General features: G+C 69.4%; 19 protein-coding genes. 9 read left to right on the forward strand and 10 right to left on the reverse strand.

Going from position 1 to position 19,526, the window contains the following annotated elements; translation table 11 throughout:
* Positions 1-6 precede the first annotated feature (6 nt).
* The 3 genes from TR33_RS24705 (at position 7) to TR33_RS24715 (ending at position 2,218) form a co-directional block, all read left to right on the forward strand.
* Positions 7-840, forward strand: a complete 834-nt coding sequence (locus TR33_RS24705; RefSeq protein WP_014909176.1) for a class I SAM-dependent methyltransferase — start codon at positions 7-9, stop codon at positions 838-840.
* A gap of 83 nt (positions 841-923) precedes the next feature.
* Entirely contained in the window at positions 924-1,733 is an 810-nt protein-coding gene (locus TR33_RS24710) for a TIGR02452 family protein (RefSeq protein WP_042285807.1), read from the forward strand.
* Entirely contained in the window at positions 1,733-2,218 is a 486-nt protein-coding gene (locus TR33_RS24715; RefSeq protein ID WP_042285810.1) for a GNAT family N-acetyltransferase, read from the forward strand. Before TR33_RS24710 ends, TR33_RS24715 begins: the two co-directional genes overlap by 1 nt.
* Before the next feature lie 34 nt (positions 2,219-2,252).
* On the opposite strand, the gene TR33_RS24720 is transcribed toward TR33_RS24715, so the two are convergent.
* The 3 genes from TR33_RS24720 to TR33_RS24730 form a co-directional block, all read right to left on the reverse strand.
* Positions 2,253-3,014 (reverse strand): alpha/beta fold hydrolase, encoded by a 762-nt coding sequence (locus tag TR33_RS24720; RefSeq protein ID WP_267880676.1) that lies wholly within the window; start codon positions 3,012-3,014, stop codon positions 2,253-2,255.
* A gap of 168 nt (positions 3,015-3,182) precedes the next feature.
* Entirely contained in the window at positions 3,183-3,800 is a 618-nt protein-coding gene (locus TR33_RS24725) for a TMEM175 family protein (protein ID WP_042285813.1), read from the reverse strand.
* 266 nt (positions 3,801-4,066) lie between these two features.
* Positions 4,067-5,074 carry an STM4015 family protein gene (locus tag TR33_RS24730; RefSeq protein WP_042285815.1) on the reverse strand — a complete coding sequence of 336 codons (1,008 nt, stop codon included), beginning with the start codon at positions 5,072-5,074 and terminating at the stop codon, positions 4,067-4,069.
* A gap of 173 nt (positions 5,075-5,247) precedes the next feature.
* Here TR33_RS24730 and TR33_RS24735 point away from each other — a divergent pair, with 173 nt between their 5' ends.
* A complete protein-coding gene (locus TR33_RS24735; RefSeq protein ID WP_014912425.1) occupies positions 5,248-5,499 on the forward strand; it encodes a Smr/MutS family protein in 252 nt (83 codons plus the stop codon).
* 299 nt (positions 5,500-5,798) lie between these two features.
* On the forward strand, positions 5,799-6,950 hold the full coding sequence (locus tag TR33_RS26775) for a DUF308 domain-containing protein (RefSeq protein ID WP_159068820.1): 1,152 nt from the start codon (positions 5,799-5,801) through the stop codon (positions 6,948-6,950).
* Positions 6,951-7,086: 136 nt separating this feature from the next.
* On the opposite strand, the gene TR33_RS24745 is transcribed toward TR33_RS26775, so the two are convergent.
* Both TR33_RS24745 and TR33_RS24750 read right to left on the reverse strand, forming a co-directional pair.
* Entirely contained in the window at positions 7,087-8,562 is a 1,476-nt protein-coding gene (locus TR33_RS24745; RefSeq protein WP_017532977.1) for an ATPase, read from the reverse strand.
* A 112-nt stretch (positions 8,563-8,674) separates the two neighbouring features.
* A complete protein-coding gene (locus TR33_RS24750) occupies positions 8,675-9,604 on the reverse strand; it encodes a PfkB family carbohydrate kinase (RefSeq protein WP_042285869.1) in 930 nt (309 codons plus the stop codon).
* A 150-nt stretch (positions 9,605-9,754) separates the two neighbouring features.
* On the opposite strand from TR33_RS24750, the gene TR33_RS24755 reads away from it, so the two are divergent.
* On the forward strand, positions 9,755-10,555 hold the full coding sequence (locus tag TR33_RS24755; protein WP_042285818.1) for a VOC family protein: 801 nt from the start codon (positions 9,755-9,757) through the stop codon (positions 10,553-10,555).
* 97 nt (positions 10,556-10,652) lie between these two features.
* Complete coding sequence (locus TR33_RS24760; protein ID WP_042285820.1) at positions 10,653-11,444, forward strand: VOC family protein; 792 nt, start codon at positions 10,653-10,655, stop codon at positions 11,442-11,444.
* A 39-nt stretch (positions 11,445-11,483) separates the two neighbouring features.
* On the opposite strand, the gene TR33_RS24765 is transcribed toward TR33_RS24760, so the two are convergent.
* The 5 genes from TR33_RS24765 to TR33_RS24785 form a co-directional block, all read right to left on the reverse strand.
* Positions 11,484-13,055 carry a long-chain-fatty-acid--CoA ligase gene (locus TR33_RS24765; RefSeq protein WP_042285822.1) on the reverse strand — a complete coding sequence of 524 codons (1,572 nt, stop codon included), beginning with the start codon at positions 13,053-13,055 and terminating at the stop codon, positions 11,484-11,486.
* Between the two features lie 72 nt (positions 13,056-13,127).
* The gene (locus tag TR33_RS24770) at positions 13,128-14,018 is read right to left on the reverse strand and encodes an amidohydrolase family protein (RefSeq protein ID WP_017532982.1); all 891 of its coding nucleotides are present in this window, start codon (positions 14,016-14,018) and stop codon (positions 13,128-13,130) included.
* A gap of 83 nt (positions 14,019-14,101) precedes the next feature.
* Positions 14,102-14,743 (reverse strand): hypothetical protein, encoded by a 642-nt coding sequence (locus TR33_RS24775; RefSeq protein WP_017532983.1) that lies wholly within the window; start codon positions 14,741-14,743, stop codon positions 14,102-14,104.
* Between the two features lie 61 nt (positions 14,744-14,804).
* On the reverse strand, positions 14,805-15,644 hold the full coding sequence (locus TR33_RS24780; protein ID WP_017532984.1) for an EamA family transporter: 840 nt from the start codon (positions 15,642-15,644) through the stop codon (positions 14,805-14,807).
* A 71-nt stretch (positions 15,645-15,715) separates the two neighbouring features.
* Positions 15,716-16,192: an Lrp/AsnC family transcriptional regulator gene (locus TR33_RS24785; protein WP_014910270.1), complete on the reverse strand. Its 477-nt coding sequence runs from the start codon at positions 16,190-16,192 to the stop codon at positions 15,716-15,718.
* A 188-nt stretch (positions 16,193-16,380) separates the two neighbouring features.
* On the opposite strand from TR33_RS24785, the gene TR33_RS24790 reads away from it, so the two are divergent.
* Positions 16,381-17,688 carry an MFS transporter gene (locus tag TR33_RS24790; RefSeq protein ID WP_042285824.1) on the forward strand — a complete coding sequence of 436 codons (1,308 nt, stop codon included), beginning with the start codon at positions 16,381-16,383 and terminating at the stop codon, positions 17,686-17,688.
* A gap of 522 nt (positions 17,689-18,210) precedes the next feature.
* Positions 18,211-19,500 carry an MFS transporter gene (locus TR33_RS24795; RefSeq protein ID WP_017532985.1) on the forward strand — a complete coding sequence of 430 codons (1,290 nt, stop codon included), beginning with the start codon at positions 18,211-18,213 and terminating at the stop codon, positions 19,498-19,500.
* The last annotated feature ends 26 nt before the right edge of the window (positions 19,501-19,526 follow it).

Raw genomic sequence — 19,526 nt, forward strand, 5'->3', positions numbered from 1 at the left:
AGCGGTGTGCACGACAGCGTGAACGAGGAGCCGGAGTACCCGACGCCCGGCGGGGTGGAACGGCGTTCGATGACGACCGAGGAGAGCGCCAGAGCGGGACGCCGCTGGTGGGACGGGGCCGCCGACGCCTACCAGTTCGAGCACGGCGACTTCCTGCGCGACGTCGGGTTCGTCTGGTCGCCGGAGGGCGTCGACGAGGCCCGTGCCCGGCTGCTCGGCGACGTCGCCGGGGCCCGGATCCTGGAGATCGGCTGCGGGGCCGGGCAGTGCTCCCGTTGGCTTCGCGACCAGGGCGTGGGCGAGGTCGTCGCCTTCGACGTGTCCCTACGGCAGCTTCAGCACTCCCGTCGGATCGACGAACAGACCGGACTGCGGGTGCCCACGGTCCAGGCCGACGTCCAGAGGCTGCCGTTCGCCGACGCCTCCTTCGACGTGGCCTTCTCCGCCTTCGGGGCGTTCCCGTTCGTGCCCGCGGCCGAGGCGGCGCTCGCCGAGACGGCCCGGGTCCTGAAGCCCGGCGGTCGCTTCGTGTTCTCGGTGACCCACCCGATCCGGTGGTGCTTCCCCGACGATCCGACCGAGCACGGGATGACCCTGCGCCAGTCCTACTTCGACCGCCGAGCCTACGTCGAGGAGGACGAGCACGGTCGGGCCCTGTACGCCGAACACCATCACACGGTGGGCGACTGGATCCGCGGTCTCGTGGCGGCCGGCCTGGTCGTGCGCGACATGGTCGAACCCGAGTGGCCCGAGGACAACGATCAGGTGTGGGGCGGCTGGGGGCCGGTCCGCGGCCGTGTCCTCCCCGGTACCGCCATCTTCGTCACCACCAGACCCTGACCTCCCGCCCCGGGCGCGGTGAAAATCGCTTGGGGGCGGTGGGGCCGGTTCGTTAGCGTCGGGGGCCGATGAGAGGAGCGACGGTGTCCCAACGCTTGCGTGAGGTGTGGCGACAGACCAGGGAGGCCTACGAGAGGGGCTCCTACCCGGTGGAGGGGCGGGAGGTGGACCTGACCGCGCCGCTGACCGAGATGCGGTCCGGCACCCGTCTGCACACGCCCGAGGAGATCGCTTCGCTTCCGCTGCCCGAACCGCGGTTCGAGACCCGGTACGAGGTGACCGGAGAGGACACCCTCGCGGCCGCGCGAAGACTGACCGTCGAGACCGGCGGCCGTGTCGCGGCGCTCAACTTCGCCTCCGCGCGCAACCCCGGCGGCGGTGTGGCCAACGGCGCGCGGGCCCAGGAGGAGAGTCTGGCCCGATCCAGCGCCCTGTACGACTCGCTGATCCGGTGTCCGGACTTCTACGCTCACCATCGGGCCGAACGGAGTCTTCTGTACAGCGACCGGGTGATCTGGTCGCCGAGCGTGCCCGTCTACCGCGACGCCCGGGGAGACTGGCTGCCCGAGGCGGTGCCGGTCGACATGCTCACCTCGGCCGCGCCCAACCGAAGGATGGTGGAGCGCAACCAGCCCGAGCAGGCGGATTCCGTGTCGCCCGCGCTGGAGTCCCGGGCCCGCGCGGTGCTCGCCGTGGCGGCCCACCACGGGGCCTCGCGCCTGATCCTGGGGGCCTGGGGATGCGGGGTGTTCGGCAACGACCCGGCCGATGTCGCCGGAGCGTTCGGGAGGGGGCTCCACGGAGAGTTCGACGGGATCTTCGAACGGGTCGTGTTCGCGGTGTTGGACCGCGATCCGGGGGTAGGGCGACCCTTCGAGGAGGTCTTCACCTGATGAACGCGTGGAGCGGTGACTGGGAGAGCGAGGGGCCCGAAGGGGTCCTGATCAGGAACGCGGTGCCCGAGGACTACGGGCGGATCGTCGCGGTCTGTGACGAGTGGTGGGGGAGACCGGTGGCGCACATCCTGCCCCGGCTGTTCCTGGACCACTTCCACACGACGATCCTGATCGCCGAGAAGGGCGGGGAGCTGCTCGGCTTCCTGGTGGGGTTCCCCAGCCCGACGAAGGGGGACGAGGCCTACGTGCACTTCTCCGGTGTGGCTCCGGAGCAGCGTCGGTCGGGGCTGGGCCGGGAGATGTACCGGCTGTTCCTCGACGCCGCGAGGGACGACGGACGAACCGTCGTCCGGGCGGTCACCTCTCCCGTCAACGAGCGGTCGATCGCCTTCCACCGTTCGATCGGGTTCGCCGTGACGGGGCCGCACGAGGGGTACGACGGCCCCGGCACGGATCGGATGGCCTTCGAACTGCGGCTCTGACCGGGCCCGGAGGGGCGGAAGCCCCCGCGCCCGATCAGCTCTCGCTCGCCCTGGTCCGACGGGGTTCGCCCAAGGCCTCGTGGAACCGGGCGATCGCCTCGGCGGCCCACCCCGGCCTGAGCCGGTTGGCGAGGTGCCCTTGCCCGGGCAACTCCACGATGTGGGCTCCGGGGAGGGCATCGCGAAGAGCCTCGCTCCGACGGCGCAGATGGGACGGGCTGCGCCGGCCCAGCAGGAAAAGTATCGGGACTCCGATCTCGGAGTACCGGTCGACGCGCACGCCCGCCAGGTCGATGGCCTTGCAGTCGACGAGCTGGCGCCGCGCACGAGGCCGCAGACCGGGAACGGCCGCGACGACGGCCCCGAAGAGCCACGCTGAGGGGGCGGGGTATCCGACGACCTCACGGAAGAAGATCGCGATGCTGCGGGCCGTCCTTCCGCGATCCGCGGCGGACTCGGCCCTTCGAAGGGCCTCTCCTCCGAGAGGGAGCCCTTCGAGGGGCGCGGGCGGTTCGTAGAGTACGGCCCCCGCGAACGACGAGGGTGAGGCCGCCATCGCCTCCAAAGCCACGACCGCCCCCGAGGAGTGGCCGACCAGAACGGCGCGTCCGCCCAACGACCGGACCACGGACACGACGTCCTCCACCTCTCGCTTCAGCGAGTTTCGAGGATCGACGCGCAGGTCCGGCCGGTAGGTGCGGCGGTGCACGCGTACGACACGGAAGTGCGGGGCGAGTCGGGTACTCACCCGGTCCCATGATGTGCCGTCGTCCATGCCAGGGTGCAGAACGACCACGGGAGGCCCGGCCCCCTCGTCGAAGCCACGGATCTCGGTTCCGTCCGCGGAGGTGGCGATTCTCTTCGGCAAGGGGCCTCCAAAGGGTGTCGGGGGAGTGGGGAGGGCACGGGTCCCGGATTCGCCGATGTACCCGCGGTGGTCGGTTCCGAAGCGGCGCTGCCCGGACTATGAGTCCCGCTCGGGGCTCTCTCGGTAGAAGCGGTGGATGCGCCGGTCGGGGATCACCCAGAGGACGGCGACGAGCACGAAGGCGACGAGCGCGATCCCGATACCGACCCCCGCCTCACCGGGGTCCAGGATCGCCGCGACGATCCCGACGAGATACAGGACGGGCGAGGCCTTGCCCTTCCAATCGCTTCCGATGGCCCTCTTGAGCGGGGAGTCCTTCCCCTGGACCCGGATGATCGTGCTCTGGAGGACGAAGTAGGCCAGGGCCATCAGTAGAAGAACGACGCCGTAGAGGATCACAGGGACCTGCGCGAAGCTCGTACTGTCCATCCACGAGGTGGTGAACGGCAGCAGGGAGATGAAGAACAGCAGGCCGAGATTGGCCCATAGGACCCTGCCGTCGACGCGGTCGGCGACCTGGAACATATGGTGGTGGTTGTTCCAGTAGATGCCGACGTACACGAACGACAGCAGATAGCTGAGCAGGCCGAGGCCGGTGGTGGCGAAGAACGACTCGAAGGTCGCGGCCTCGGGCTGGACCAGGCCCAGCACCATGATCGTGATCACGATGGCGAGCACGCCGTCGCTGAACGCTTCGATCCGTCCGGTATCCATCGCACCCGTCCCGCGAGTCGGCGAGGCCCCGCCGGGAGCCCCGTGTCGAGGCGGCCTCGATGATCGGTGGAAGGCGAGCACCATCGACCCGGGCGGAGCGGCCCCGGCGAGGAACCTTCACTCTTCCGATGCTGCCACCCTCGGCGTTCTCGGCGACGTTCCTCGGCGCGTGTCCGTGTCTTCGAAGGTGGAGAACGGGCTCCGGGAGACCCTCCGGTCTTCGAGGCCCGCCTCGACACACGAGTGGGGCGGGATGCCCCCGCTCTCTATTCGGAGGCCGAGGTGTAGTACATGGGCCCCTCGTCGGGATCCTCGTCGTCCGGCTCCAACCGGTCCGACAGGTCGACCTCCACACCGTTCTCGGCGAAGGCGGCGCGCACCCGCTCCTCCATCTCCTCGCTCAGGTAGTGGTGGTGCAGGTCGAGTTCGCGCAGCCCGGAGAAGGCCGCGGCCCGTTCGACGAGCACCCGACCCCCCTCATCGGTGAGGATGCCCAGGGACAGGTCCAGTACCTCGAGCCGCTTCAGGAGGGGCGCCTCGGCCAGGACCGGGATCCACTCGTCCAGCCTCTCGGCGTTGCGCACGCCCAGATACCGCAGCTCGGGGAAGCCCTCTCCCGAGAGCAACGGGGCCAGGTCGCCGGGTGAGGTGTCGCCGCCGTAGTCCTCCACCCCCAGCCACAGCTCCAGGCGCTCCAACGCCGGCAGTCCGGAGGAGGCGATCCCCCGGGTGGCGGAACCGGGCAGCCCACCGCTCTCGACGGTGAGGGAACGCAGCGACCCGTGCGAGGGCACGTGCAGGGAGAGCTCTCCGGTCCTGATGGCGCCCGCGGCGCCCCGCACGCCCAACTCCTCCAGGTGGGGGAAGGCCTCCAGGAGAGGACTCAGGTCGGTCTGGCAGATCCAGGAGAGTTCGCACTCGTCCCAGCCGACGTCGCCGACGAAGACGGAACGCAGGTTCGGAAACGCGTCGGCGTGCTCGACGAGCAGATCCACCGGCTCGGCCATCTCCCTGCCGCCCCAGAGACCGAGGGTCATCGCGGACACCCGCTCGCCCCCGACCTCGGAGAGGAAACGGGTGAGGTGCCGGGCGCGTTCGTCCGGCTCCAGCCACGAAGTGCCGTCGACACGCAGCCGCCAGGCCACGGAGCCCACGCCGGCGGGGGCGCCATCAGAGCCCGCGACCTGTCGCAGTTCGCGCCGCCACCCCTCCTCCGTCGTCTCTTCGGGGAAATCCACCACGGGCAGGCCTGCGAACTCGGTGAGGTTGTCCAAGGGAACTCTCTTCTCAGGAGGTGAAATGCCTCCCATGCCTAACAGTTCCGGGCGACAGATGGACACGGCCTCGGTGGAGACCTTGTGGCCTCGCCCCGGGGTGGGTGGCGTGCGCGGGCCCTGCGGGGACCGTGCGCGTATCATCCGTGCCAACCGGACCGGGAGGTACGAACGTGCGACTCAAGCTCGACCTGCATGACATTTTCAATAAGGGACGTGACATCGATCGGGCACTCGACGACATCATGGACGAGGCCGAACGCAAGAAGGCCAAGACCATCGAGATCATTCCGGGCAAGGGATCGGGCCAGTTGAAGAAGCGGGTCCTACGCTTTCTCGACCGTAAGGACGTCAAGGCGCGTTACCACCGTGTGGAGAAGGACTCGAAGAACTTCGGCCGTCTGTTCGTGCACTTCAAACACTGATTCATGTTCTCGGAGAGCGTCGAATCGGAGCGTTCTCGAGGTGGGCCGTCCCTTCCGTGTCCAAGGGTCTTGAGCCACCTCTGAACCGGGAAGACGCCGATTTTCGCTCTTGGTCGTCCTGTTCATGGACGGAAAGCGGAGCGGTGCTCGTTCCGTCTCGGCGTCGACGCTTTCGAGGCACGGCAGGGCGGTTCGAGTCGAGTATCACCCCGCGCGGCGGCCGTTTCCACGGAAAGGCCGCTGGTACTTTGTGCTCTGATGCGCCGAGCATCCTCCACCCCCCTCCCCGAGGAGCACGAATGAACTCGCCCGGGCCACGCGATCCCGCCGGGTATTCCGCCCAGGAACTGGCCGACCCGCGCATCGACTCCGAGACCCTACGGCGGATCGCCGCCGTCCGACCGGACCTTTGGCCGTCGATCCTGCGTCACCCGAACTGTGATGGAGGCCTGGCCGCGCACATTCGGCAGAACACGCCCCAGGCCGCCCCGCCGTCGCAGACCGGCCCTCGCCCGCCGATGGGAGGGCCGCCGCAGAGCGGTCCCCAGGCCCCTATGGGCGGTGGCCCCCTCCAGACCGGCCCCCAGGGGCCCGTCGGCGGGCCGCGGAACGGACCCGTGCCTCCTGTGGGCGGACCCGGGCGGCCCGGGTCGCCTCCGATGGGGGGAGCGCCGCAGAGCGGGGCGCAATCCTCGCAGGCGGCCTCCGGCGCCAAGGATCTGGCGAACGGCGCGAAGACCTACTTCGCCGACACCGTCGCGCCCGCCGCCATGAGCGCGGCCCGGACGGTGAGCGAGAGGTCCGGTGAGGGTTCGGGCGCCGTGCACTGGACGATCTGGGTCCGCTTCGCCGTCCCCGTGCTCGCGCTCATCGGGATCATCTCGCTCTTCATGCCGATCGCCTCCGCGTCCTACCGGGGCTACTCGGTGAGCGTCAACTACTTCTCGGAGGAGGCGCCCCCCGGCGAGGGGGCCGTCATGCTCATCGGGTTCATCGCGGTGATCGCCTTCTCCGTGGTGTCGCTGATGACCGGTAAGAAGTGGGCCGTCATCACCGCGGGCGTCCTCGCCATCCTCTTCGGCCTCGTCGGTACGATCAACGGCTTCGGCAGCGGCTCGTCCGCGAGTGGTCAGGCCTACGCCTCCGCCGGTTCGGGCGCGATCCTGCTGGGGATCTCGGGGCTCCTGTTGCTCATCGCGGCGACCGTGACGCTTCTCCCGAAAAAGGTGTTCGCCGCCGGGCAGCAGCCCGTTCGGCCTCAGGGGTTCGCCCCGCCGCAGCAGTACCCGCAGCAGCAGGCGCCTCCGCCTCAGCAGCCTCAACAGCAGGGCTTCCCGCCCCGGCAGCAGTTCCCCCCGCCTGGGCAGTACCCCCAGCAGGCGCCTCAGCCTCAGCGGCCCCCGCAGCAGCAGGAGCCTCCGACCAAGCCCTTCCCGCCGCAGCAGCCCTGACGGGAGCGGAGACGAACCGATGTGCCCCTCGGCCCCGCCGAGGGGCACATCGCCATCTCGGACCGTTTCGCCCACGTGCCTCTTGAGGAGCGCGGAGCGTTTCGTGCGCCGGGGAGATCCGGACGCCGGTGAGAACTCACGCCCGACCGTACAGGGTGGGTAGGTCGATCAGTCGGATGTCGTGAGACGTCTCCGCCTCGGCGCGGGCCTTGTCGTTGAAACCGCCACCGCTGAAGCAGAACAGGCGGGTTCGCTCGGTGTCGTAACGTCCGCCTCTGGCGATCAGTTCACGGATATGTCGGAGACGCTCGATGTGGGCGGCGCCCATGGTGTCGTTCCACTTGGCCTCACCGATACCCAGCAATGGCGGCCTCCGGCTTCCATCGGGGATACCGACGATGGCCACGTCCACCTCATGACCGGTGCGCGCTCGAGTGTCGTGCACGATTCCGTGTCCCACCCGGGCCGGCAGGCCGCCGAGAAGATCAGGATCGGCGTGATGCAGGGCCCACTCACGACAGACCTGCTCGAAGTGCGGCCCCAGGACGTTGCTGACGAAACGGCGACGGCTCGCCTGCCAGACCCGGGACGCGCTTCCCGGGCGTTCCAACTGGTCCCATACGGGGCGCATGATCGCGTGGTAGAAGGCGATCAACGGTTCGGAGATGCGATAGGTGGGGCGGTTCTCCCGAAAGGCGTCCGAGTCTTTGTGCAGTAGGCCCGCGTCTTCGAGAACGTTGATGGGGTGGGCGATGTCCGTGGCCTTGCGTTCCATGTGGCTCGCGATGCCACCGCGAGTGGCGTTGCCGTCGGCCACGGCTCCCAGAACCGAGAGATAGAGGGCGGTATCGCGCAGATCGGGTTCCTCCGCCAAGAGATAGCGTGCCTCTCGGAAGAGCGGGGTCTCGGGGTTGAGGACGGTACGGACGACCCAGTCGTCGAAGTCTTCCGGCCCGCTCGGTGAGTCGCCACGGGCGAACTCACGACGGTAGGCGGGGGTGCCACCGACGATCGCGTTGACCTTCATCGCCAGATGGGGGTCGGTGATGTCCCAGAATTCGGCGGCGAGTCGATGATCGAGAGGGCGGACGACCAGTTCCAGGCCGGCGCGCCCTCGAAGGGGAGCGTTTCCGGACAGCAGCCTGCCCATGAACGACAGGGCCGAGCCGCACAGCAGCATCCGGGTACGTGAGGAGGCACGCTGTTCACGCAGTGGACGGAACGCCTCCTGGATGATGGAGGGGAGCTCCGGATTGGCCTTGACCAGGTAGGGGAATTCGTCGATGACCACGGGTACCGGCCGCTCCGCTCCGAGTGCCAAGAGCGAATCGACGACCTCTGACCAGTCGGCGAAGTGGTAGGGGGTGGGGGGACGGACATGCGCGGTGAGCGCGGCACTGATTCGGCGCAACGACTCGGTATCCGTTGCCTCGGTCGCTCCGAAGTAGAAGCCTTCCTCGGCCCGACAGGCGGCGTCCAGAAGGAAGGTCTTGCCCTGACGGCGACGCCCGGAGACGACACCCAGGGTCGCGCCGGGCTGTTCGTCGGTGATGAACCGGGACAACGCCGACCACTCGTAGTCGCGGTCGAACATCTCGGAGGGCTTGCGCATGACGACCACCCTGAGCGATTAATAGAAGTACAGTTAATAGAAGTGTACTCCTATGTTTGATCCAGGCTATGGATCGTCCCGCTCAGCGGCCTGAATCGTCCTTCGGGAACCGCTACCGGCGGTGCTTTGCGAGGAAGGCCTCCAGCTCCTCGACGCGGGGCGAGGTCGACGGGCCTCGGTGGGTGACGGCGAGGGCGGCGGCCGCGTTGGCGCGGCGGGCGGCCTCGACCGGATCGGTCCCCCGGGACAGTCCCGCCGTGAACACGCCCACGTGGGCGTCGCCGGCGCCGTTGGTGTCCACGGCGGACACCGGGAACGCCGGAACCGGGACGACCCCGGTCTCCTCCCGGGCGACCAGGCAGCCCCGGGCGCCCCGGCGCAGCACCACGACACCGCCGGGGGCGATCCGCTCGACCAGCAGGGCGGCGGCCTTCTCCTCGTCCGTCTCGTCGGAGAGCGTCGCGGCCTCGTCGGAACCGAGGCTGAGGACCTCCACTCGGGGCATGACCCGCTCCAGGGTCCGTGTCGGGATCATGCCCGCGACCGGGGCCGGGTCGAGCACGAGTCGCGTCCCGTCGGCGAGCCCTTCGAGCCAGATCGCCAGTTCGTCCGCGCGCTCCCCCGGCAGGAGCGAGTACCCGACCGTGTAGACGAAGTCGCCCGATGCGGGGCGCAGCCGCCGCAGATCCGCCAAGGGCAGGTCCACCTCGGCCCCGAGCCTCGTGACGAAGGTGCGTTCGGCGTCGGAGTCCACCATGACGACGCAGAAACCGGTGTCCTCCGGCCTGGGCGGGTGCGCCACCGCCACCCCTTCGTACCGAAGGGCGGCCCTGACCAGGTCTCCGTTCGGCCCTGTGCCGTGCGCCCCTCCGTAGACGACCTCCATACCGGTCCGGGCGGCCGCCGCGATCACGTTGAACCCGCCGCCCGGCAGTGTTACGGCCGAGCTCGCGAACGCGCCCCCGCCGGGCACGGGCACGGAGTCCACCTCCATCACGACGTCGATGATCACCGGTCCCACATGGTGGAGGCGTCCGTGCACGGAGGGTTCCTTCCTCGAAGGGCGGTGGTTACGTCCGATGATCATCCCGCACTTCTCACATGGGGTGATTGTCGAGTTTTTGCCGGTCGATCTCCTTCCGGTGTGCTCATGCGCCTCAGACTCGTGGGGGAGGCGAGAAGGAGGAAGCACATGATCACCACCGACTTCGTCGTCGGCTCGCCCCGCTGGCTCGAGTTGGGGTCCGACGCCCCGATCGTTTCGGCCGACTTCTACGGGAGGGTCTTCGGCTGGCGCACCCAGACGATGGGGGAGCGTTTCGGGGACTACCTGGTCATGAGGTCGACGGGGGAGGCCGTGGGCGGGATCGGTCCGCGCATCGTCGACGACGAACCACCGGCCTGGACGCCCTACTTCCACACCGACGACGTGGAGACGAGCGTCCACCGGGCCCGCGACCTGGGCGCGACCCTGGAGGTGGAGCCCACCGACGTGCGCGAGCTGGGACGTATGGCACACCTGACGGATCCCCAGGGAGGCTGGTTCGCCCTCTGGGAGCCGGGGACGTTCTCCAGTCTGCAAGCGGTCGACCGGCCCAACACCCTGTGCTGGGTCGAGATGTGGACCCCCGACGTCCAAGGCGCCAAGGAGTTCTACCGGGGCCTGTTCGGCTGGCGCTACGACGACATCCCTCTACCGGGCGGCGACAGCGCGTACACGACCCTGCGGCCGATCGGCATGGGCGAGGAGCGCTATTTCGGCGGGTTCATGGGGGTCGCCCCGGAGCAGCTCCCCAGGACCGACGGCGCCGCCGACTGGCATCCGATCTTCCAGGTGGCCGACTGCGACGCCACCGCGAGCGCGGTCCTGGACGCGGGAGGCCGGGTGCACATGGGTCCGGAGTACGCGCCCGGGGTGGGCCTGACCGCGGTGTGCTCGGACCCGTCGGCGGCGGGCTTCGTGCTCCTGGATCCGGAGGGCGGCCACGGCTGATCCGGGGCGAGGGATTGTCGAGACTTTGCCGGTCGGATCCCCGGAATGTCGGCGTCGCGAAGCACACTCGTGGGGGAATCTTCACTGGAGGCGGAGCATGATCACCACCGACCATCTTCCCGGGTCACCCTGTTGGATCGACGTGGCGAGCCCGGATCCCGAGATCACGGCCGAGTTCTACCGGCGCCTGTTCGGTTGGGAGGCGGAGTCGGCCGGTCCGGAGGCCGGCGGGTACGTGAACTTCCGGCTGAACGGGGCCCTGGTGGGGGCGATCAGCCCCACGAGGGACGAGGAACAGCCGATCGTCTGGTCCATCTACAGGTACACCACGGATCTGGACGAGACCCTGCGCGAGGCCACCGCTCTGGGCGCCACCGTCCACGTCCAGCCCATGGACGTGCTCGAACTGGGCCGGACCGCCTACCTGACCGATCCCCAGGGGGGAGATCTCTCGCTCTGGCAGCCCCGTTCGTTCTCCGGCCTGGAGTTGACGGACGCGCCCGGCGCCCTCATGTGGACCGAGATGTGGACGCCCTCCGCCCAGGGGACCAAGGACTTCTACGGTGGCCTCTTCGGCTGGGAGTTCACCGACATCGAGCTGGAGGGCTCCCAGCGGTACTCGATGATCCGTCCGGCCGGTACGGGGGAGGACCGGTACTTCGGCGGGGCCATGGAGATGACGCCGGACCAGCTGCCGCAGACCGACGGGAAGGGCGACTGGCATCCGGTCTTCCACGTCATGGACTGCGACGCGGTGATCGCCGAGCTCCGGGACGCGGGCGGCCAGGTTCTCATGGGGCCGGAGGACGCTCCGGGCGTGGGACGTCTGGCGGTCTGCTCCGACCCGTTCGGGGCCGGGTTCGTGCTGCTCACCCCGTCGCCGATGTGAGGGCGTGGCGCCCGGCGTCCGACGCCGGGCGCCACGACGCTACTGGCGGGAGACGGCGGAGGCGCCGCCGCGCAGCACGTACTTCTGGATCTTTCCGGTGGCGGTCTTGGGCAGGCTCTCCACGAACTCCACCTGGGTGGGCGCCTTGAAGTGGGCGAGGTTGTCGCGGGCGAAGGCGATGATCTCCTTCTCCGTGGCGGTCTCCCCCTCGCGCAGGACCACGGAGGCGCGCGGGGTCTCGCCCCAGCGTTCGTGCGGCACCCCCACGATGGCGACCTCCAGGACCGCGGGGTGTCGCAGCAGTACCCCTTCCACCTCGACGGAGGAGATGTTCTCCCCGCCCGAGATGATCACGTCCTTGATCCGGTCCTGGATCTCCACGTAGCCGTCCGGGTGGGTGACCGCGGCGTCACCGGTGTGGAACCAGCCGTCGCCCATCGCCTTCTCCGTGGCCTCGGGGTCGTTGTAGTAGCCGCTCATCACGACGTTGCCGCGCACGGTGATCTGGCCGACGGTCCTTCCGTCCCAGGGCACCTCGACGCCTTCGTCGTCGACCACGCGCAGCTCGCCCGAGGTGATGAGCTCGACCCCTTGCCTGGCCTTGAGGGCGCCGCGTTCGCGCGTGGACAGTCCTTCGTGTTCGGGCCGTCGCTCGCAGACGGTGATGAAGGGCGTGGTCTCCGTGAGTCCGTACACGTGGGTGACGGTCCAGCCGAAGTCGCCCTCCAAACGCTCGATGGTCTCGGCGGCGGGAGAGGCGCCGGCGGTGACCACGTGCACGCCGGACGGCACGTCGCCGCGCACCCTCTCGGGGGTGTTGGCGAGCATGATGAGCACGGTCGGGGCCGCGCACAGCCAGCTCACCTCCTCCTCCCTGATCAGTTCGAACACGCGTGCCGGGTCCATGGCGGGCAGGCACACGTGGGTGCCTCCGGCCGCCGTCACCGTCCAGGTGTAGGTCCACCCGTTGGCGTGGAACATGGGCAGGGTCCACAGGTAGCGCTGTCCCAGCTCGATCCGCAGGTGCAGCAGGGTGCCCACCGAGTTCATGTACGCGTTGCGGTGGGTGATCATCACCCCCTTGGGGCGGGCCGTGGTCCCCGAGGTGTAGTTGATGGTGAGCAGGTCGGTCTCCGAGATCTCCGGGCGCTCGAAGCCGGGGGAGGCGTCGGCGATCAGCGCCTCGTAGTCCTCCCAACCCTCGCGGGCGCCCTCCAACGCGATGAAGCGCTCCACCCCCGGCATCCGGTCCCTCACCGAGTCCACGGCGTCGAGCTGATCGGCGTGCACGCACAGCACCTTGGCGCCGGAGTGCTCGACGATGTAGACGAAGTCCTCGCCGGTCAGCCGGAAGTTGACGGGGACGAGCACCGCGCCCAGCTGGGGCACCGCGTAGAACGATTCGAGCTGGGCGTGGGTGTTGGGCGCGATGTAGGCGACCCGGTCGCCCTTGACGACCCCCATGCCCTGGAGGACGGACGACCAGCGGTCACAGCGGTCGAAGAACTGCTCGTAGGTCAGGCGTAGATCCCGGTCGACCACCGCCTCGCGCTGCGGGTACAGCCTGCGGGTGCGGCGGGCGAACTCCAGGGGGGTCAGGGTGAGCTCCACGGTGCCCTCTCTCCTTGGACGACGTCGTTGCGAACGTGGACGGATGATGGTTCTCGGGCCGGCGGGCCGGTCTCAGATCCCGAACAGGGCGGCGGCGTTGTCGTGCAGGACGCCGCGCAACCGTTCGGGCCCCAGATCGAGCGCGATCAGGGAACGGATCTGCTCGACGTAGGCGTAGGGGATGTTCGGGAAGTCCGTCCCCAGCAGGACCCGGTGGGAGAGGTCCCGCAGCCGGGGGAGTTCGGCGCGGGGGAAGGGGGCCGAGCGTTCGGTGTAGGGCGTGAACGCCATGGTGGTGTCCAGGCGTACCTGCTCGTACCGCTCGACCAGGTCGAGGAAGGCGGAGTACTCCGGAGCCCCGGCGTGGGCGACGATCGCGGTCAGGCGGGGATGGTCGCGCAGAACCTCGGAGAAGGGGCCCGGGCCGGTGAACCTGCCGGGCAGCGGGCCCGAACCGCAGTGGACCACCACCGGGGTGCCGGAGTCGGCGAGGGCACCCCACACGTCGGAGAGCAGTGGATCGCGGGGGTCGTAGGCGCCCACCTGGAGGTGCGCCTTGAAGATCCGGGCCCCGGAGGCGATCTCCTCGGCCACGTAGGTCGCGGCGTCGGGCTCGGGGTAGAAGGTGGCGCTGCGCAGACAATCGGGGTGGTCGGCGGCGAACCCGGCGGACCAGGAGTTGAGCCATCGGGCCATGTCCGGACGGTGGGGGTAGGACAGCGCGGTGAAGCGTCGCACCCCCAGGTCGCGCAGGACCGCGAGACGTTCGTCCTGGTCGAACCGGTAGGTGATGGGCCACACGCCCTCGCCGAGGGCGTCGAAGTAGGCCCAGACCTTGCGCAGGACGTTGTCGGGCATGAAGTGCGTGTGCACGTCGACGAGGCCGGGGAGTCCGAGTTCGCGCTGGATACGGCGGACCTCGGCGGCTTCGCCCACTTCGTGCGGTGATGAGACTTCGGTCACAGGGCACACCCTACGCCGCCCCCGAGCCGGGTTCGGGGGCGGGTGGATCCGAGGGTGTGTCACCGGAGGACGCGGGCGGAGGCTCAGACCCCGTCGATGGAGGTCACGCCCAGGAACATGGTGATGAGAAAGCCGTTCTCCTCCCACTCGTCGGAGGGGCATGAGGCGCTGACCAGGAGCTCGGTGTCGTCGAACCACTGCGCCGCCGCGCGGACGGTGCGGTTCTCCCCGTCGCTGTCGAACGTGGCCAGCCTGGTCTCGAAATCGAAGGTCTCACCCGATTCCGCCATGAGGGAGAGGGGTTCGGTGGGCTCCTCGACCGGGGTGTCCCCGGTCTGCTCGGCGACGGTCGTCAGCAGCCGGTCCACGGTGTCGATCGGCTCGTGTCCCTCCTCGCCGGCCCGTGCCACCCCGGTGGTCCGGCTGTGCATGATGTCGCAGCCGGTGTCGTCCAGCGTGGACCGGTACAGGTCCTGATCGGCGTCGTAGGTGGTCGTCCACTCGGTGCTGTGCGGTACCAGCCACACCACCTCTCCGGCTTCGGACGCCTCGGGGGTGGTGGCGGAAGAGGTCGCCTCGGCCTCGGGGGAGGACTCGACCGGCTCGGCCGTGGGGGAGCCGTCGATCTGAGCGGGGGAGAGGGGCGGGAACGTGCAGCCGGTCAGGAGCAGGCCGGCGCCGACCGTCACGAGGAGGGCGGAGGGGAGGTGCCTGTGCGTCTTCATGTCCGGTGAGACCACCGACGACGGGCCCGCGCCTCTGAGTACTTCTACTCACCCTGTCCGTTCACAGGGCGAGCAGGAGGACCCCCGCGACCACCACGGCCGCGGCCAGGATCCGCACCGGACCGAAGCGTTCGCGGAAGAACACCAGGCCGATCAGGGCGGCGAAGACGATGCTGGACTCCCGCAGGGCGGCGATACCGGCGACGGCCCCCGACAGTTGGGCCCACAGCACCAGGCCGTAGGCGCCGGCGCTGACGGCGCCGCCCGTCAACCCGACCTTCCAGATGGGGCGCAGCTGCGCCACCAGCCTCCGCCGTCGGGTGGCGATCGCGACCAGGAGGAACACCGGCCCTTGGAGCATCATCACCCAGGTGATGTAGCCGAGCGGATTCTGGGTCAGTCGCACGCCGTAGGCGTCCACCACGGTGTAGCAGGCGATGGCCAGGCCGGTGGCGAAGGCCGCCGCGAGCGCGGGGACGTGGTGCCGCTTCGGCATGCCGCCGGCGAACACCAGCACCATCAGACCCGCCGAGATCACCAGTACCCCGATGAACTCCCGAGGCGGCAGGGTCTCACCGAGGAACACCACCCCGATGAGGGCGACCACCCATGGGGCCGTCCCCCGGGCCAGCGGATACACCTGCCCGAAGTCGCCGGTCCGGTACGACAGCATCAACAGGCCGAGGTAGAGCAGATGGGTGAGGAGGGAGCCCAACAGGATCGGCCAGGCCTCGACCGGCGGCAGGCCGACCACGAACAGGAACGGCAGGGTGGCGAGCATCCCGCCCGCTCCGATGAGGGCGAACCCCAGGAGACGGTCGGTGATGGAGTGCGCGATCGCGTTCCAGGAGGCGTGTAACAGGGCCGCGATCAGGACCGCGACGACGATCGGTGTGGTCATGGGGCCTTTCGAGCCGGGAGCGAGGACGCCGCAAGGCTAGTCCCCGCCGCTCGGAGCCCCATCGACCGGGGTCAACGCCTCCGTGTGTTGGTGGGGGTGACGCGGTGGTTGCGCAGATGTTCGTAGACGATCGACGCGCGCACGTCGGCGACCTCGGGTCGTTCGGTGAGACGGTCCACCATGAACGAGTACAGGCTGTTGTTGTCGGGGAGGGCCACGTGGACCAGGAAGTCCTCGTCGCCCGAGGTGACGAAGACCGACAGGGTCTCGGGCAGGGAGCCGACCCAGTCGCGGAAGGACTCGATGTTGTGGCGTGAGGGCTTCTCGACACTGACGGTGACGAGCGCCTGAACCGGCCGGCCGATCTCCTCTAGGTCCACGTCCAACAGTGCGCCGCGGATCACACCCTTCTCCCGCAATGCCCGGGTCCGATCCAGCGTCGTGGTGGGGGAGGCGCCCACCGCCGCGGCCACGTCGCGGTTGGTCTTCCGTGCGTCCGACTGGAGTTCGGCCAGAATCGCCGCATCAAGTTCATCAAGATCAGCCATATGGGGAGTTTACACGTACTTAATACGGTGCTTTGTTTTCTGGTCCGGCGTGTGCATAACATCTAAGGGAAAAGGTCGTATTTGGCTCGCCAGGGGGAGAACCTCACCTGGCAGGCACCGTCGCCCGCCGGTCGGCCCAGCAACGGTGCGATGACGCACCACCGCACAACAAAGGGACGTCCGTCACCATGAGACCTTCCTCTGTCGCGGCCGACACCGACCGACCGTCGGTGCGCCCTGAACCCCGGGGCCGGGTCCTGGCCCTGGTCGCGATCGTCTGCGCGGCGCTCAACCTGCGCCTCGTCGTCACCTCCCTGTCGCCCCTGTTGACCACGGTGGGCGACGAGTTCGGCTTCGCCGCCACCGTCATCGGTGTCTTCGGCACCCTGCCCCTGGTCGCCTTCGCGATCTTCGGGCTGATCACACCGGCGATCATGCGCCTGCTGGGCCCCGAGGCCACGGCGGCGCTGAGCATGCTGCTCACCGGGGTGGGCCAGGTCCTGCGCGCCTTCGCGCCCGATACCGGAACCCTGCTCGCGCTCACCGGTGTCGCGCTCACCGGAGCCGCCCTGGGCAACGTCGTGCTGCCGCCGCTGATCGCGCAGTACTTCCCCGACCGTCTCGCCGCCCTGAGCACCGTCCAGATGGTCGCGATCCACCTCGGAGCGCTCTTTCCGCCCCTGGTCGCGATCCCGCTGGCCGAGCTCGCCGGTTGGCGGATCGCTCTCGGAGCGTGGGCGGGCATCGCCCTGATCGCCTCCCTCCTGTGGATCGCCCAGTGGGTCGGTCGCGGCCGTGGAGGAACCGGAAGCCGGACGGCCACCGCCACGGGAGGTCCGGCCCTGGCCCGACCGATCCTCCGGATCGGCATGGCCTGGCGGATGGCGTTGCTCTTCGGCATGGTCACCTGGAACGTCTTCACGCTCTTCACCTGGTTGCCCACCCTGTTGAGCGACGCCGGGCACAGTCCCGCCGCGGCCGGGAGCCTGGTCTCCCTGATGGTGGGCGCGAGCCTGATGTTCGGGCTGGTCGCGCCGACGATCACACTGCGCGCGGGCAACACCTTCCCGATCGTCGCCCTCGGTCTGGCCGGCTACGGCGTCGGTTACCTGGGCGTGGCCCTGGCGCCGGGGTTCGCCCCGTTGTGGGTGCTCTTCCTCGGTCTGGGCACCAGCCTGTTCGTGGTCACCATGACCATGATCAACGCCCGCAGCTCCACACCGCGAGGCGCCGCCGCCCTGTCCGGTTTCGTGCAGGGGGTGGGGAGCGGCATCGCCCTCGGCGGGCCGCTGCTGTTCGGACTGCTCGGCGAACTCACCGGTGGGTGGACCGCCTCCTACGTCCTGGTCGCCGGGGGATCGCTGCTGGTGGCGCTGGTCGTCGCCTACGTCGAACGCACCCCGTGGACCATCGAGGCCGCCGCCGAGAGCGCACGTCCTCCGCGCGCCTCCCAGGAGCCCCGGACGGCCCTGGACCCGCTCCCCCTCCGCGGCTAGGGCGAAGGGTTTTCGTGCCGCTCGGCTTCGGGAACACGGGGGTCGTGCTTCGAAAGGTCGCGTGAGGGGCACACGAAGAATACGGAACCCGGTGGTACGCGGTGCCCCGCCGGGTCGGAACACCCGAACACGGTCGGCGTGCCCTTTCGGGGCGGCCGTCGTCGCGATCCGAGGGATCGAGGGAAGGACCTCGGGTCACATCGCCGGTGACGTCACGCGTCGGTGGGTGGACGGGGACGGTACGTGTGCGCGCGGAGTCGTTCCGTGCGCCTGAGCGGCCGATAGTGGCCATTCGCCCGGAAAAGTCAGTCATACAGTCCGAGAACCTGGCAAGTGTCCACAATGTGCGCATAATGACGACATGAACACCCCGCCCTCCGACCCCTCCTCCGTGGCCCCCGTTCTCCGCCCCTGACGGTCCCACAGCGTTCGAGGCACCGGCGATGTGGGTGGAGCAGACCGATCAGTGGGTCCGAGCCCCTCTCCGGTACCCGACGGCCACATCACGGGAAGCCGCACGCCATGACCACGGACCGGCCACAGCCGTACCTGTCCCCAGGACAGCCGGAGGACGGAGAGGGCGCGACCACCCCGCTCATCAGGAACCAGGACTTCCAGGCCCTGTGGACCAGCCGCTTCCTCGCGGGGCTGGGCAAGGAGAGCGGTGAGGTCGCCTACCCGCTCCTCGTCCTCCTCCTGGCCGGATCGGCCTCTCAGGCCGGGGTGATCGGCGCCGTCCAGGTGGCCACCACCATGATCACGGCGGTGGTCGGCGGGGCCCTCGCGGACCGGGCCGACCGTCGCGCCATCCTTCTCTTCTGCGACCTGGGACGCCTCGTACTGTTGGTCTCCTTCGCGGGACTCCTCCTCGGCGGCGACGACGTCGGGGTGCCTCTGGTCATCGGAGTCGCGGCCGCCTCCTCCGCTCTGATGGGCGTCTCCAACCCCGTGGCGGTGGCCGCGATCAAACAGCTCGTGCCCGCCTCCCAGATGGCCGACGCCTCGGCACAGAACCAGATCCGTTTCTTCAGCACCACGGCGCTCGGAGCGCCCATCGCCGGTTCTCTCTTCGGCCTGGGGCGGGCCTTCCCGTTCGTCACCGAGGCCGTCTGCTACCTGCTGTCGGCCGCGCTCCTGCTCCGTATCCGCAGACCCATGCAGGCGTCCAGGGAACCCGAACGGGAACCGTGGAGCCCGCGCGAGACGGTGAGCGGCTTCGTCCTGCTCGCCCGGCACCCCGTACTCCGCCCGATGATCGGATGGATCGTCGGATTCAACATCGCCTTCGCTCAGGCGGGGGTCTTCCTCGCTCTCATCGCCACCGCGGACGAGCGCGGCGCCTCCCACCTGGTGGTCGGTCTGACCGTGTCGCTGGCCGGGATGGGCGGGCTGGTCGGCTCCCTGCTCGCCGGCCCGGTGGTGCGGCGGCTGAGCCCCACCCGGATCTTCCTGATCACCGCCTGGTCGGCGCCGGTCTGCGCGCTCGCGCTCGTCGCCGTCCCGGGAACGCTCCCCCTCGGCCTCATCGTGGCGGTGGTGTTCGCGTTGGTGCCCGGTGTCAACGCGGTCTTCTTCGGCTACGTCGCGGCCGCCGTCCCGGACGGCTACCAGGGGCGGGCCCTGGGGGCGGTGACGTTCATGTCCCTGCTGTCCCAGCCGATCGGCATCGTCGGGATCGGGGTGGTGTTCGACCACGCGGGCCCGGTGCCGGTGTTCCTGGTGATGGCCTCGGTATCGGCGTTGGCGGCCCTGTTCACCCTCGGCCCCACCATGCGCTCACTGCCCCCGCCGGAGGAACTCGTCGTCGCCTGACACTCACGTGCGGGACGCGGCCCCCA

The organism is Nocardiopsis alba, from assembly GCF_000710955.1.
GTDB classification, from domain to species: Bacteria; Actinomycetota; Actinomycetes; order Streptosporangiales; family Streptosporangiaceae; genus Nocardiopsis; species Nocardiopsis alba.